Source organism: Proteus columbae, from assembly GCF_002777965.1.
In the GTDB taxonomy this organism is placed as follows: Bacteria; Pseudomonadota; Gammaproteobacteria; order Enterobacterales; family Enterobacteriaceae; genus Proteus; species Proteus columbae.
Genome location: NZ_NGVR01000025.1, coordinates 111,217 through 122,912 on the forward strand (window position 1 = coordinate 111,217; position 11,696 = coordinate 122,912).

Annotated in this window: 15 protein-coding genes and 1 pseudogene; 13 read left to right on the forward strand and 3 right to left on the reverse strand. The window is 40.6% G+C overall.

Going from position 1 to position 11,696, the window contains the following annotated elements:
- Positions 1–99: 99 nt before the first annotated feature.
- The 4 genes from kefG to slyD all read left to right on the forward strand — a co-directional run bounded on the left by kefG (position 100) and on the right by slyD (position 3,454).
- Positions 100–651, forward strand: coding sequence for a glutathione-regulated potassium-efflux system ancillary protein KefG (kefG, locus tag CBE70_RS13335; protein ID WP_098941719.1), 552 nt, complete (start codon positions 100–102; stop codon positions 649–651).
- A complete protein-coding gene (kefB, locus tag CBE70_RS13340; RefSeq protein WP_100159728.1) occupies positions 651–2,504 on the forward strand; it encodes a glutathione-regulated potassium-efflux system protein KefB in 1,854 nt (617 codons plus the stop codon). The genes kefG and kefB overlap by 1 nt, the downstream gene beginning before the upstream one ends.
- A 13-nt stretch (positions 2,505–2,517) precedes the next feature.
- A complete protein-coding gene (locus CBE70_RS13345; protein WP_036914399.1) occupies positions 2,518–2,721 on the forward strand; it encodes a YheV family putative zinc ribbon protein in 204 nt (67 codons plus the stop codon).
- 88 nt (positions 2,722–2,809) lie between these two features.
- Entirely contained in the window at positions 2,810–3,454 is a 645-nt protein-coding gene (slyD, locus tag CBE70_RS13350; protein ID WP_098941721.1) for a peptidylprolyl isomerase, read from the forward strand.
- Positions 3,455–3,534: 80 nt separating this feature from the next.
- Here slyD and CBE70_RS13355 read toward each other — a convergent pair whose 3' ends face one another.
- Positions 3,535–3,753 (reverse strand): SlyX family protein, encoded by a 219-nt coding sequence (locus CBE70_RS13355; RefSeq protein ID WP_023583298.1) that lies wholly within the window; start codon positions 3,751–3,753, stop codon positions 3,535–3,537.
- 332 nt (positions 3,754–4,085) lie between these two features.
- Here CBE70_RS13355 and fkpA point away from each other — a divergent pair, with 332 nt between their 5' ends.
- Complete coding sequence (fkpA, locus tag CBE70_RS13360; RefSeq protein ID WP_099075947.1) at positions 4,086–4,835, forward strand: FKBP-type peptidyl-prolyl cis-trans isomerase; 750 nt, start codon at positions 4,086–4,088, stop codon at positions 4,833–4,835.
- A 106-nt stretch (positions 4,836–4,941) separates the two neighbouring features.
- On the opposite strand, the gene CBE70_RS13365 is transcribed toward fkpA, so the two are convergent.
- Both CBE70_RS13365 and CBE70_RS18295 read right to left on the reverse strand, forming a co-directional pair.
- Positions 4,942–5,823: a DMT family transporter gene (locus tag CBE70_RS13365; protein ID WP_100159729.1), complete on the reverse strand. Its 882-nt coding sequence runs from the start codon at positions 5,821–5,823 to the stop codon at positions 4,942–4,944.
- Positions 5,824–5,969: 146 nt separating this feature from the next.
- Positions 5,970–6,128, reverse strand: coding sequence for a hypothetical protein (locus CBE70_RS18295; RefSeq protein ID WP_157926010.1), 159 nt, complete (start codon positions 6,126–6,128; stop codon positions 5,970–5,972).
- A gap of 347 nt (positions 6,129–6,475) precedes the next feature.
- Here CBE70_RS18295 and CBE70_RS13370 point away from each other — a divergent pair, with 347 nt between their 5' ends.
- The 8 genes and pseudogenes from CBE70_RS13370 to CBE70_RS13405 form a co-directional block, all read left to right on the forward strand.
- The gene (locus tag CBE70_RS13370) at positions 6,476–7,180 is read left to right on the forward strand and encodes a helix-turn-helix transcriptional regulator (protein ID WP_069369616.1); all 705 of its coding nucleotides are present in this window, start codon (positions 6,476–6,478) and stop codon (positions 7,178–7,180) included.
- A 9-nt stretch (positions 7,181–7,189) separates the two neighbouring features.
- The gene (gene tusD, locus CBE70_RS13375) at positions 7,190–7,585 is read left to right on the forward strand and encodes a sulfurtransferase complex subunit TusD (protein ID WP_100159730.1); all 396 of its coding nucleotides are present in this window, start codon (positions 7,190–7,192) and stop codon (positions 7,583–7,585) included.
- Positions 7,585–7,953, forward strand: coding sequence for a sulfurtransferase complex subunit TusC (tusC, locus tag CBE70_RS13380; protein ID WP_100159731.1), 369 nt, complete (start codon positions 7,585–7,587; stop codon positions 7,951–7,953). The genes tusD and tusC overlap by 1 nt, the downstream gene beginning before the upstream one ends.
- A 31-nt stretch (positions 7,954–7,984) precedes the next feature.
- Positions 7,985–8,278 carry a sulfurtransferase complex subunit TusB gene (gene tusB, locus CBE70_RS13385; protein WP_100159732.1) on the forward strand — a complete coding sequence of 98 codons (294 nt, stop codon included), beginning with the start codon at positions 7,985–7,987 and terminating at the stop codon, positions 8,276–8,278.
- A 127-nt stretch (positions 8,279–8,405) separates the two neighbouring features.
- Positions 8,406–8,780 carry a 30S ribosomal protein S12 gene (rpsL, locus tag CBE70_RS13390; RefSeq protein ID WP_004236497.1) on the forward strand — a complete coding sequence of 125 codons (375 nt, stop codon included), beginning with the start codon at positions 8,406–8,408 and terminating at the stop codon, positions 8,778–8,780.
- A gap of 99 nt (positions 8,781–8,879) precedes the next feature.
- Positions 8,880–9,350, forward strand: a complete 471-nt coding sequence (gene rpsG / locus CBE70_RS13395; RefSeq protein ID WP_004246897.1) for a 30S ribosomal protein S7 — start codon at positions 8,880–8,882, stop codon at positions 9,348–9,350.
- Between the two features lie 82 nt (positions 9,351–9,432).
- Complete coding sequence (gene fusA / locus CBE70_RS13400; protein WP_100159733.1) at positions 9,433–11,547, forward strand: elongation factor G; 2,115 nt, start codon at positions 9,433–9,435, stop codon at positions 11,545–11,547.
- Positions 11,548–11,614: 67 nt separating this feature from the next.
- Positions 11,615–11,696, forward strand: a pseudogene (locus CBE70_RS13405) (GTP-binding protein); the annotation flags it as partial.

The window sequence follows — 11,696 nt, forward strand, 5'->3', positions numbered from 1 at the left end:
GTAAATTAATATATAGAGTAAGTTGTTCGTAACAGTTGGTCACAATGCGTGCATGGTAACGGAAAAAACAGTTTCTGACACGTTTTGTAAGGAGGAATGATGTCAAACGCATCAAATGTATTGCTGGTGTATGTTCATCCTGAGCCGCGCCAATCAATCGCTAATAAAGCGTTATTAAAAGCGGTGAGGGATTTAGAGAATATAACTATCCATGATTTATACGCTACTTATCCTGATTTTTTTATTGATATACACCATGAACAATCCTTGTTGTGTAAACACCAAGTGATTGTTTTTCAATTTCCATTGCAAACATATAGTTGCCCTGCATTATTAAAAGAGTGGCAAGATAGAGTGTTAACTCGTCCATTTGCTAACAAAGCAGGTAGAGCGCAATTAAAGGGTAAGTCATTTCGTTGTGTTATTACAACGGGAGAGCCTGAGCAGGCTTATCAACATGATGGTAAGAATCACTACACACTCACAGAATTATTACGTCCCTTTGAATTAATGGCAGAAATGTGTGGTATGCGCTGGTTATCACCAATGATTGTGTATTCAGCAAGACAACAATCTAAAACAACACTGACTCATATTGGTGAAGCTTATCGCCATTGGTTAAGTGCGCCACTTGAAGGGGAGCAAGCTTAATGGAAGATAATTGGATGATTAAAGCTGTGCTCTTTTTTCTGTGTGCTGCCGTAGTTATGGTGCCTATTGCACAACGTCTTAAAATTGGTGCAGTACTCGGTTATTTAATTGCTGGTATTGCCATTGGACCTTGGGGATTAGGGCTGTTTAAAGATGTCGATAACATCTTACATTTTGCTGAATTAGGTGTGGTCTTTTTAATGTTCCTTATTGGTTTGGAATTAAATCCAGCCAAGTTATGGGAATTGAGACGAGCCATTTTTGGTGTTGGTTCAATGCAGGTGGTATTAACCGCCTCTATTTTTTCAGGACTCATTCTCGTTTTTACTTCTTTCTCATGGCAGGCAGCCGTTATTGGTGGATTAGGTATTGCGATGTCTTCAACTGCGATGGCATTGCAACTGATGAACGAGAAAGGAATGAATCATAATGAAGGTGGGCAATTAGGTTTTGCTGTTTTACTTTTCCAAGATATGGCGGTTATTCCTATCCTTGCTGTTATTCCTTTGTTAGCCGGAGAAACGGCAAGCAGTGATTGGTATCGTATTGGCGTGAAAGTTGCTGCTTTTGCTGGGCTGCTGATTTGTGGTCGTTATTTATTACGTCCACTCTTACGCTTAGTTGTGAAATCTGGAGTAAGGGAAGTTTTTACAGCGGCTGCGCTACTTGTTGTCTTAGGTGCTGCTATTTTTATGGAAACCCTAGGTTTTTCAATGGCGATGGGAACCTTTATTGCGGGAGTATTGTTGGCAGATTCAGAATATCGACATGAATTAGAGATCTCCATTGAACCTTTTAAAGGTCTACTTTTAGGACTCTTTTTTATCTCTGTTGGTATGTCTTTAGATATCGGCATTTTATGGCGTTATCTTCCACAAGTATTATTGGGCGTCTTAGTTCTGGTTATTGTGAAGGCATTGATACTTTATAGTATTGCTTGGTTAGCCAGATTACGCTTTTCCACGCGTTTACAATTCTCAGCTGTATTAAGCCAAGGCGGGGAATTTGCGTTTGTTGTTTTCTCGACATCTATGGCAATGGGCGTATTAGATAGTCAGCAAATGGCGTTATTGTTGGTTGTTGTCACACTTTCTATGATGACAACGCCTCTTGTGATGCAAATGACAGACGCTGTGTTTGCTCGTCGTTATAATGAAGCTAAAACGGACGAACAGCCCTTTGTTGAAAATAACCACCCAGAGGTCATTCTTGTCGGGTTTGGTCGAATGGGACAGGTTGTAGGGCGTTTGCTAATGGCGAACAAAATTAACGTCACGGTATTAGAGCATGATGTTGGAAGCATAAGCACCATGCGTAAATATGGCTATAAAGTTTATTACGGTGATGCAACCGATCTCAATCTATTGCGCGCTGCCGGTGCTGAGCATGCTAAAACTATTGTTATCACCTGCAATGAACCTGAAGCTACGATGGAAATCGTTCATCTTTGCCAACATCATTTTCCTAACTTGCATATTATTGCAAGGGCAAGAGGGCGTGTTGAAGCTCATGAATTGCTCAAAGCAGGTGTGACAGATTTTAGCCGAGAAACATTTTCTAGCGCCTTAGAATTAGGACGTAAAACGTTAATTGAATTAGGCATGCATCCCCATCAAGCTTATCGGGCACAACAGCATTTTCGTCGTTTGGATATTAACTTATTGAGAAAGCTGGTGGATGAATCTCCTGAAGAAGTTTCTAACGTTTCACGAGTAAAAGAAGCGAGACGAGAACTTGAGGAGCTCTTTAGTGAAGAAATTCGTCAAGAGCACCATCAACCTGATATTTGGGATGAATCTTTAACAGAAGACATTCCTCAAATACATAAAGAAAAAAAATCTATTGATAAATAGGAGAATTGACCCCATGTCTGCAACCCGTAAACGCTTTATCGCAGGAGCCGTGTGTCCACACTGTCAAGCTCAAGATACACTTAAAATGTGGCGTGAAGATAAAGTGGATATTGTGGAATGTGCAAAATGTGGCCATCAGCAACGGCAAACAGAGGGTGAAGTTAACTCACTTGTTCGTGAAAATGAACAAGTCATTGGGATCTTTACACCACAATAATTGTAGGTTTTTTGATATAACCCGATACAGAAGATTTATTTTTCGTTACAATCGGGAAAATTTTGCCCACGGGTATGTAGGAGATGTCATGAAAGTAGCAAACGACTTGGTAGTTAGTCTGGCTTATCAAGTAAGATCAGAAGACGGTGTTTTAGTTGATGAGTCCACGGTGAGCGCACCGTTAGACTATCTGCATGGCCGTGGTTCTTTAATCAGTGGTTTAGAAAATGCATTAACAGGCCGCGAAGTCGGTGAAAAATTCGACGTAGAAGTTGCTTCTGATGATGCATATGGTCAATACGACGAAAACTTAGTTCAACGCGTACCGAAAGATGTTTTTGTGGGCGTTGATGAGTTAGAAGTTGGTATGCGTTTTCTTGCTGATACCGATCAAGGTCCAGTACCAGTAGAAATCACAGGTATTGAAGGTGACGAAGTTATCGTTGATGGTAACCACATGTTAGCAGGTCAAAACCTGAAGTTTCATGTTGAAATCGTTGCAATTCGTGAAGCGACTGAAGAAGAATTAGCTCACGGCCACGTACACGGTGAAGAAGAAGAGCACGAATGTTGTGGTGGCCACGGTCACGGTGAAGAAGGCGGATGCTGTGGCGGTGGTCACGGTCACGGTCATGGTCATTCACACGGTGAAGAAGGTGGATGCTGCGGTGGTGGCGGTCATGGTCATGGTGGCCACGGTCACGGCAATGGCGGTTGTGGTTGCCAGCACTAATCTTTCTTTGAAAAGATCAAAAGGAGCGTTTAAGCGCTCCTTTTTTGTTTTCAGTTTTGATATTAACAGCGAACGACGGCTTAATAGTGAGGTGGAGGCGTTTCATCCTCAGGTCTAGCTAGTATTGATGTTTGAGAATTTTTTAGGCGCTCAGAAACAATTTTTAAGGCTTCTTTAAAACGACTGATTTCAATTTGCTGCTGTGTGACCACCTGATTTAATTCTTCAATAGTCGCGTCTTGGAAAGCAACTTTGCTTTCTAATTGAATGAGCAATCGCTCTACTTCCTTAATATCCATTGTGTTTTTCCTCCTTTAAAATGTCCTATTACGACGAATATGATTAACAAACTCGCGAAATTTAATCTTATTTACTGATATATACACAGGAAGACATAAATCTGGTTTGAGATAAAAGACTATTTTGCTAATGTGATAGCACTCTGTGCTGACAAAAATCCTAACATTAACTGTTAAGGGTGTCGGCAAATTTTTTAAATTCATATAAAATTGCTACCTGCGGATGAGTATATACCGCAACGACAGCAAAAGTGATGCAAAACGTTTAAGCGATGATCTATGATGATCGTTTGTAAAACGTAGCGACTCACTAACATATACTGGAGAATGGGATGAAATCTTTATTAAAAACGACGTTGCTGGCAACCAGTTTAGCTTTCGCATTCAGCGCACCTCATGCATTCGCTGAAGAAGCAGCTAAAGTGCCAACACTAAATAGCGCATTTAAAACTCAAAATGAGCAAAATGCCTATGCGTTAGGCGCGTCGATGGGTCGCTATATGGAAGCTGCATTACAAGAACAAAAAAATATTGGTATTACTTTAGATTCTAAACAACTGTTAGCAGGTGTTCAGGATGCATTTAATAGTAAATCAAAATTATCAGACTCTGAAATTGAATTAACGTTAGCAGCTTTTGAAGATCAAGTACGTACTGCTGCAACAGCAAAAATGGAAAAAGAAGCGACTGAGAACAAAACTGCGGGCGATAAATTCCGTACAGAGTTTGCCGCTGAAAAAGGTGTGGTAAAAACTAAATCAGGTTTACTGTATTTAGTTGAAAATCCGGGTAAAGGTAAAACACCGACAGATGCTGATCGCGTTACTGTGAATTACAAAGGCATGCTGATTGATGGTAAACAATTTGATAGCTCTTATGATCGTAACGAACCTCTGACAATTAGCCTGAAAAGCGTTATTCCTGGCTGGACTGAAGGTATGAAGTACATCAAAGAAGGCGGTAAGATCAAGTTAGTTATTCCACCAGAATTAGGCTACGGACAACGTGCAACAAGTGGTATTCCAGCTAACTCAACATTAGTCTTTGAAGTTGAATTACTGAGTGTTGAAAGCGATAAATAATTCATTTATCTCTAAATCTCACTAAAAAAATGCTGACATTGATGTCAGCATTTTTTATTTCTAATATATATAGCGCTTCATTTATTAATGCATAGTGCGCATAGTGTTAGTCTACTGCCTCTTCTACAATAATGGCTTTGGGTTTTTTAAAAACAAACAGCAAGCCCACAATAATTGCCCCCATTCCAGCTAAACTCAGCCAAGACATTTTATTACCTAAGAAGATGTAATCCATTAATGCTGTCACGCCAGGTACTAAATAAAATAAGCTAGTGACGTTAACTAAATTACCTGTTGTGAGTAAGCGGTATAGTAGCAATTGAGCAACAACAGAAATGATCACGGCAAGCCAAAGTACAGGAATGACAAAACCAATATCAAATGAGGCATGAAAAGGCTGGAATGGTACAAATAACAAGCACAATACAAGGCTAACAACATATTGTAGCGGCAGGGCATCCATTGGTGCTAATTGTAGCTTTTTCTGTGAGATTGCACCAAAGCTCATACAAAGTAGTGCAACTAACGCATAAATCATTCCCGTTAATGAGAGGGCTGTATTAAATAAACTTTGGGCAACGACTAACACTAATCCAGCCAAGGCGATTAAAAGCCCTAATAGCCGTGTCGCTGTAAAATTACGTTCTATTATCCATAGTGTAATAATCGGCTGAACGCCCATAATTGTGGCTAACATTCCCGGTGTAATGCTATTAGCAAGTGCTAAAAGATAACAGATGGAATAACCACCAATAATGAGTAAGCCGACCCATGCCGTTTTTAAACGACTCCCTTTGGGAGGTAAAAAGCGATGTCGCTGAATACATAGAAAAGAGAGAAATGCTAAAGCGATAATAAAACGCCAAGTCAAAATGGCAAATGAGCTACCATTATCTAAGCCCCAACGAGAAAAGATAGCGCCGCTGCTCCACAATAAAACAAATAATGTCGTTGGGCCGAATTTTGCCCAATATTGACGTAAGTACATGGTGATATACCTGTAAAATAAGCAATAAGAGTGCTTGATTATTTTTAGTGATTATTAGCTAATTGATAAAATATCAATGAATAAACGTAAACAATATATCATTATATAGATGTTGGTTGAGTACGTTCTTAAGCTAAGTAAATCAATCAAGCAACGTGAGTTGCAACAACAACCGTTGTATTAACTACAACCACTTTCACAGGCGGAGGTGGTGAAGCGAGGATCTCAATAGGTATAGAAGCAACAGAAATTAATCCTATTATTGATGAAGTTTGCTGAGATTGGCATATCATCAGTGTATTCATAGGATTAATCACTCATTAAAATAATAATAATTTGGAATATAGGTAATCTATTCAATAGTGTCAATCTTTATCCTACCCGCGCCTAAAAAGGGAAGTTTCCAAAAATAAAAAGTGGGGATGAGTGCAAAATATAAAGAAAAATGAAAAAAGCTGTGACCTATCACAAAGCTCTTATTCTAAGTCACTTGACGTAGATCTTCTGACGATCTAACGTCAGAATCGTTCTTAATTCTGTTTTTATATTTAAATTTTTTTAATATTGAATTGATCCGCAATGACGAATCGTTATAAAAAATAGAACCTCAAGTCATTATCATAATTAAAGCCTTTAAGGATTATATAATCAAATGTCTAGCCCGTTATTTAATGGTGACAGCAGCGAGTTTGAAAAACTAGATAGCCGACCTTTTACTCAAACTGATCACGAAGTACTAAAGTCCTATGAAGCCGCCGTGGATGGTTTGGCAATGCTCATCGGTAATCATTGCGAAATCGTATTGCACTCTCTGGAAGATTTGAAATGTTCAGCGGTTAAAATCGCGAATGGAGAACATACTGGTCGTAAGATTGGTTCTCCAATTACCGATTTGGCATTACAAATGTTACATGACATCACAGATGAAGATTCAAGTTTTTCAAAGGCTTATTTTACTAGAGCAAAAAGTGGTGCATTGATGAAGTCAATCACGATTGCTATTCGTAATCGTGAACGTCGTGTCATTGGTTTATTGTGTATTAATATGAACCTTGATGTCCCATTCTCTGAAATAATTAAAACCTTTATTCCTGAAGAAACACATGAAGTTGCATCTGATGTTAACTTTGCCTCATCTGTTGATGATTTAGTGGCTCAAACATTAGAGTTCACTATTGAAGAAGTAAATAATGATCGTGAAGTCGCGAATAATGCCAAGAATAAACAAGTCGTGTTAAGCCTTTATGAGAAAGGTATTTTTGATATTAAAGATGCCATTAATCAGGTTGCAGACCGCTTAAATATCTCAAAACATACGGTGTATCTCTATATTCGCCAGTTTAAAAATGGAGAATAAGGCAACATTATGAGTTCCTTGACATATTGTTTAGTGGTTACGGGGCCTCATTACGGAACTGAACAAGCTTCAAGTGCCTATTTATTCGCAAATGCTCTTCTTGAAAAAGGGCATCAAATTGCACAAATCTTCTTCTATCGGGAAGGTGTTGTGAACGCTAATAAATTGGTATCGCCTGCAAATGATGAATTCGATCTTCCTAAAGCGTGGGCTACCTTGGCGATAAAACACCAAATTCCTATGCATGTTTGTGTTGCCGCTGCATTACGTAGAGGCATTATCGATGAGCAGCAGGCCAAAGAGCAGGAAATGGATAGTTATAACATGGCACCTGAATTTGAGTTAAGTGGTTTGGGTTCACTGGCTCAAGCGATGTTGACCTGTTCCCGTGTGGTGCAATTTTAATGAAGAAAATGAATTCGATCGCATTCCTTTTTACTCAAGCACCTCATGGCAATAGTGCAGGGCGAGAAGGTTTAGATGCTTTACTCGCAACCTCTGCATTAACAGAAGATATTGGTGTTTTTTTTATCTCAGATGGTGTGTTTCAACTTGTTGAAAATCAACAGCCTGAAGGAGTGTTGTCGCGTCATCATGTTGCAACATTTAAAGTGCTACCCTTGTATGATGTGACAAACGTCTATATATCACAGAAAGACATGGCTCATCGTGGATTATCCTCTCAAACTTCTTTTGTGTTGGATGCACAAGTGATATCCCAACAAGATATTGCTCAAAAATTGAGTGAATATGATGTGGTATTGCGCTTTTAATACAGAAGTTAGTCAGGAAGGTTGAACGGTTATGTTGTATACTTATTCTGTCTCTATTTATCAAAGTGATTTAGAGGCTTTTTTATCTTTATTGACAAAAGAAGATGATGTTTTGTTAATACAAGATGGTGTACTGGCAGTCCTTGAAGACAATCCTTTATTAAAATATTGTCTTCAACAGCAAATTTCGGTTTACGCATTAATTGATGATGTTTTGGCAAGAGGCTTAAAAGATCAAGTATCTCATCATATTAAACTCATCAGTTATGGTGATTTTGTCGATTTAACGGTAAAACACCCCCAACAAATTCATTGGGGAGCGTAGAATTGCTGTATAATTCTTGACACATGAGCCCGTCAGCAATAAAATTCTGCGTCCTCATGTTTTGTCTTGTTGACAAGACAGAGTTCAAATCCGTGTTTACGAAGCAAAAACCAGGAGCTTTTTTTAAATGGCAACTATTAATCAGCTGGTACGCAAATCTCGTAGCTCGAAAGTTGTTAAAAGCAACGTTCCAGCTCTGGAAGCTTGCCCGCAAAAACGTGGCGTATGTACTCGTGTATATACTACCACTCCAAAAAAACCAAACTCAGCACTGCGTAAAGTATGCCGTGTTCGTTTGACTAACGGTTTCGAAGTTTCTTCCTACATCGGTGGTGAAGGCCACAACTTGCAGGAGCACTCCGTAATCTTAATCCGTGGTGGTCGTGTTAAAGACTTACCAGGTGTGCGTTACCACACTGTTCGCGGCGCGCTGGACTGTTCTGGTGTTAAAGACCGTAAACAAGCTCGTTCTAAGTACGGTGTGAAGAAGCCAAAGGCTTAATGGTTCTCCGTTAAGTAAGGCCAAACATTTTTTCACCAATAATGTCAAAATAAACTCATTGAGTTTTGGACAACCCTGAATTTTAAACGGAGTATTTCCATGCCACGTCGTCGTGTAATTGGTCAACGTAAAATTCTGCCAGATCCTAAGTTCGGATCAGAACTGCTGGCTAAATTTGTAAACATTCTGATGGTAGACGGTAAAAAATCTACTGCAGAATCTATCGTATATAATGCGCTTGAGACCCTGGCTCAGCGTTCAGGCAAAACTGAACTGGAAGCGTTCGAAATCGCATTAGATAACGTACGTCCTACTGTGGAAGTTAAATCCCGCCGTGTTGGTGGTTCAACTTACCAAGTTCCAGTTGAAGTACGCCCAGTTCGTCGTAATGCATTAGCAATGCGTTGGATTGTTGAAGCTGCTCGTAAACGCGGTGATAAATCCATGGCTCTTCGCCTGGCAAATGAATTATCTGATGCGGCTGAAAACAAAGGCGCTGCTGTTAAGAAACGTGAAGACGTTCACCGTATGGCAGATGCAAACAAGGCGTTCGCACACTACCGTTGGTAATCCACGAAGTAGTTGTCGCAACTCTTTTCAGGACAGCTCTGCTGTCCTTTACCTGAATTGAACGCCCACGAGAGAGGAAAAAATGGCTCGTCAAACCCCCATAGCACGCTACCGTAATATCGGTATCAGTGCGCACATCGATGCCGGTAAAACCACTACAAGTGAACGTATTCTGTTTTATACCGGTGTAAACCATAAAATTGGTGAAACTCACGAAGGTTCAGCAACAATGGACTGGATGGAGCAGGAGCAGGAACGTGGTATTACTATCACATCCGCAGCAACTACTGCATTCTGGTCTGGTATGGCTAAACAGTTCGAGCCTCACCGTGTAAACATCATCGACACCCCAGGACACGTTGACTTCACAATCGAAGTAGAACGTTCTATGCGTGTTCTTGATGGCGCGGTTATGGTTTACTGTGCAGTTGGTGGTGTTCAGCCTCAGTCAGAAACAGTATGGCGCCAGGCTAACAAATATCATGTACCACGTATCGCGTTCGTTAATAAAATGGACCGTATGGGTGCAAACTTCCTGCGTGTTGTTGAACAAATCAAAACACGTCTGGCAGCTGTTCCAGTTCCACTGCAAATCCCAGTAGGCGCTGAAGAAAACTTCACCGGTGTTGTTGATTTAGTTAAAATGAAATCAATCCGTTGGAGTGAAGAAGACCAAGGTGTTACCTTCGAATACGAAGACATTCCAGCAGATCTGCAAGATTTAGCTGAAGAATGGCACAACAACCTGGTTGAATCTGCTGCTGAAGCATCAGAAGACCTGATGGACAAATATCTGGGCGGTGAAGAACTAACAGAAGCAGAAATCAAAGCTGCTCTGCGTAAACGCGTTCTAGATAACGAAATTATCCTGGTTACCTGTGGTTCTGCATTTAAGAACAAAGGTGTTCAGGCAATGCTGGATGCGGTTATTGAATACCTGCCAGCACCAACAGATGTACCTGCTATCAAAGGGATGTTACCAGACGGTAAAGATACCCCAGCAGAACGTCATTCAAGCGACGATGAGCCATTCTCTTCACTGGCATTCAAAATTGCAACTGACCCATTTGTTGGTAACTTAACATTCTTCCGTGTGTACTCAGGTGTGATTAACTCTGGTGACACAGTTCTGAATCCGGTTAAAGACAAAAAAGAACGTTTTGGCCGTATCGTTCAGATGCATGCTAACAAGCGTGAAGAAATTAAAGAAGTTCGTGCGGGCGACATCGCTGCTGCTATCGGTCTGAAAGACGTGACTACAGGTGATACTCTGTGTGCAATTGAAGCACCAATCATCTTAGAACGTATGGAATTCCCAGAGCCAGTAATCTCTGTTGCTATCGAACCTAAGACTAAAGCTGACCAAGAAAAAATGGGTATCGCTCTGAACCGTCTGGCTCAGGAAGATCCATCTTTCCGCGTATCAAGCGACGAAGAAACTGGTCAGACTATCATTGCTGGTATGGGTGAACTGCACTTAGACGTGTTAGTTGACCGTATGCGTCGTGAATTTAAAGTTGAAGCGAACGTAGGTAAACCACAGGTTGCTTACCGTGAAACTATTCGTGATACAGTAACTGATATCGAAGGTAAGCACGCGAAACAATCTGGTGGTCGTGGTCAGTATGGTCATGTTGTTATCGACCTATCTCCATTACCTGCAGGTGGTGAGCAAAATTATGTATTTATCAACGACATCGTTGGTGGTGTAATTCCTAAAGAATTCATCCCAGCTGTTGATAAAGGTATTCAAGAACAGCTGAAATCTGGTCCATTAGCAGGTTACCCTGTTGTGGATATTCAGGCTCGTTTACATTATGGTTCTTACCATGATGTTGACTCCTCAGAAATCGCGTTTAAAATTGCCGCATCAATGGCATTTAAAGACGGCTTCATGAAAGCTAAGCCAATTCTGCTTGAGCCAGTCATGAAAGTTGAGATTGAAACGCCAGAAGATTACATGGGCGACGTTATCGGTGACTTAAACCGTCGTCGTGGTATGGTTGAAGGTATGGACGATCTGCCTACCGGTAAGATCATCCGTGCTCAAGTACCACTGGCTGAAATGTTCGGTTATGCAACTGACCTGCGTTCACAAACTCAGGGTCGTGCTTCTTACTCTATGGAGTTCTTGAAGTACAACGAAGCGCCTAGCAACGTCGCTCAGGCTATTATCGAAGCTCGTAAAGCGAAATAAGATCCTTTCGAGTTCAATTTAGTTTACGCTCCCTCTACTTGAGGGAGCGATATTAAGGAATATAGTCGTGTCTAAAGAAAAATTTGAACGTTCAAAACCGCACGTTAACGTTGGTACTATCGGCCACGTTGACCACGGTAAAACAACTC

What these genes read in the sequence shown, in the direction of transcription:
- rpsL (WP_004236497.1), top strand. Translation starts at nt 8,406, where the DNA reads ATGGCAACTATTAATCAGCTGGTACGCAAATCTCGTAGCTCGAAAGTT.
- kefB (WP_100159728.1), top strand. Translation starts at nt 651, where the DNA reads ATGGAAGATAATTGGATGATTAAAGCTGTGCTCTTTTTTCTGTGTGCT.
- CBE70_RS13370 (WP_069369616.1), top strand. Translation starts at nt 6,476, where the DNA reads ATGTCTAGCCCGTTATTTAATGGTGACAGCAGCGAGTTTGAAAAACTA.
- CBE70_RS13365 (WP_100159729.1), bottom strand. Translation starts at nt 5,823, where the DNA reads ATGTACTTACGTCAATATTGGGCAAAATTCGGCCCAACGACATTATTT.
- tusB (WP_100159732.1), top strand. Translation starts at nt 7,985, where the DNA reads ATGTTGTATACTTATTCTGTCTCTATTTATCAAAGTGATTTAGAGGCT.
- CBE70_RS18295 (WP_157926010.1), bottom strand. Translation starts at nt 6,128, where the DNA reads ATGAATACACTGATGATATGCCAATCTCAGCAAACTTCATCAATAATA.
- tusD (WP_100159730.1), top strand. Translation starts at nt 7,190, where the DNA reads ATGAGTTCCTTGACATATTGTTTAGTGGTTACGGGGCCTCATTACGGA.
- CBE70_RS13345 (WP_036914399.1), top strand. Translation starts at nt 2,518, where the DNA reads ATGTCTGCAACCCGTAAACGCTTTATCGCAGGAGCCGTGTGTCCACAC.
- slyD (WP_098941721.1), top strand. Translation starts at nt 2,810, where the DNA reads ATGAAAGTAGCAAACGACTTGGTAGTTAGTCTGGCTTATCAAGTAAGA.
- tusC (WP_100159731.1), top strand. Translation starts at nt 7,585, where the DNA reads ATGAAGAAAATGAATTCGATCGCATTCCTTTTTACTCAAGCACCTCAT.
- fusA (WP_100159733.1), top strand. Translation starts at nt 9,433, where the DNA reads ATGGCTCGTCAAACCCCCATAGCACGCTACCGTAATATCGGTATCAGT.
- rpsG (WP_004246897.1), top strand. Translation starts at nt 8,880, where the DNA reads ATGCCACGTCGTCGTGTAATTGGTCAACGTAAAATTCTGCCAGATCCT.
- CBE70_RS13355 (WP_023583298.1), bottom strand. Translation starts at nt 3,753, where the DNA reads ATGGATATTAAGGAAGTAGAGCGATTGCTCATTCAATTAGAAAGCAAA.
- fkpA (WP_099075947.1), top strand. Translation starts at nt 4,086, where the DNA reads ATGAAATCTTTATTAAAAACGACGTTGCTGGCAACCAGTTTAGCTTTC.
- kefG (WP_098941719.1), top strand. Translation starts at nt 100, where the DNA reads ATGTCAAACGCATCAAATGTATTGCTGGTGTATGTTCATCCTGAGCCG.